Origin of the sequence: Pseudoflavonifractor sp. BSD2780061688st1 E11 (assembly GCF_005844125.1) — a bacterium.
In the GTDB taxonomy this organism is placed as follows: Bacteria; Bacillota; Clostridia; order Lachnospirales; family Lachnospiraceae; genus Sellimonas; species Sellimonas catena.
Genome location: NZ_SPHM01000082.1, coordinates 1,207 through 2,788 on the forward strand (window position 1 = coordinate 1,207; position 1,582 = coordinate 2,788).

At 51.8% G+C, this 1,582-nt stretch carries 1 rRNA gene (cut by a window edge); it reads right to left on the minus strand.

From position 1 onward, the window contains the following. Positions 1–1,577 (minus strand): 23S ribosomal RNA (locus FGQ85_RS18000) (its annotated part extends 1,206 nt beyond the left edge of the window); the annotation flags it as partial. Between the last annotated feature and the right edge of the window lie 5 nt (positions 1,578–1,582).

Here is a 1,582-nt window from a genome sequence, read left to right on the forward strand (position 1 = left end):
CGCGCTTCGCTACTTTTTCTTCGCTCCGCATCACGTCTTCCCATTGCCCGGCGGTTTTTCCAACCGGACTGGTACCCCGCTTGCACCGGTCTCTCCATTCCCGGCTCGCGCTCTCTTTCTGCGTCCCCACAGTTCTGTTGTACAGCAGTACAGGAATTTCTGCCTGTTGTCCATCGACTACGCCTCTCGGCCTCGCCTTAGGTCCCGACTTACCCAGGGCAGATCAGCTTTACCCTGGAAACCTTGGATATTCGGCCGGAAGGATTCCCACCTTCCTCTCGCTACTCATTCCGGCATTCTCTCTTCCATACAGTCCACAGCTCCTTCCGGTACTGCTTCATCCTGTATGCAATGCTCCTCTACCAATGTCAAATACATTCCTGAGCTTCGGTGGTGTGTTTCAGCCCCGGACATTTTCGGCGCAGGACCTCTCGACTAGTGAGCTATTACGCACTCTTTCAATGGATGGCTGCTTCTAAGCCAACATCCTAGTTGTCTTCGAAATCCCACATCCTTTTCCACTTAACACACACTTTGGGACCTTAGCTGCAGGTCTGGGCTCTTTCCCTTTTGACTGCCCAACTTATCTCGTGCAGTCTGACTCCCGATAAGCATCAGCATGGCATTCGGAGTTTGATATTCTTCGGTAAGCTTTGACGCCCCCTAGGAAATTCAGTGCTCTACCTCCACCTGACTCTATCGAGGCTAGCCCTAAAGCTATTTCGAGGAGAACCAGCTATCTCCGGGTTCGATTGGAATTTCTCCCCTATCCACACCTCATCCCCACCCTTTTCAACGGATGTGGGTTCGGTCCTCCATTGCCTTTTACGGCAACTTCAACCTGGACATGGATAGATCACCCGGTTTCGGGTCTACTCTGACAGACTATGACCGCCCTCTTAAGACTTGGTTTCCCTTCGGCTCCGGACCTTTAGTCCTTAACCTCGCCTGCCAGCGTAACTCGCCGGACCGTTCTACAAAAAGTACGCGGTTGAACATTTTTCGTTCTTCCACAGCTTGTAAACACAGGGTTTCAGGTTCTCTTTCACTCCCCTCACGGGGTCCTTTTCACCTTTCCTTCACAGTACTATGCGCTATCGGTCACTAAGGAGTATTTAGCCTTACGGGGTGGTCCCCGCTCCTTCCTACAAGGTTCCACGTGTCTCGTAGTACTCTGGATCCTGCCGCGCTTCCTCGAATTTCATGTACGGGGCTTTCACCCTCTCTGGCTGGCTTTCCCAAAACCATTCTATTACTCTTGGAAGTCACTTACGCAGTCCGAACCCCAGCATGCACGCACACTGGTTTGGGCTCTTCCGGTTTCGCTCGCCGCTACTCCCGGAATCGATGTTTCTTTCTCTTCCTCCGGCTACTTAGATGTTTCAGTTCACCGGGTTCCCTTCCATACGTTATGGATTGGCGTATGGATACATGAGGTCTTCTCATGTGGGTTTCCCCATTCAGAAATCTCCGGATCAATGGATATTTGCTCCTCCCCGAAGCTTTTCGCAGCTTATCACGTCTTTCATCGGCTCTTAGTGCCAAGGCATCCACCCTGCGCTCTTTCCAGCATAACCAACTT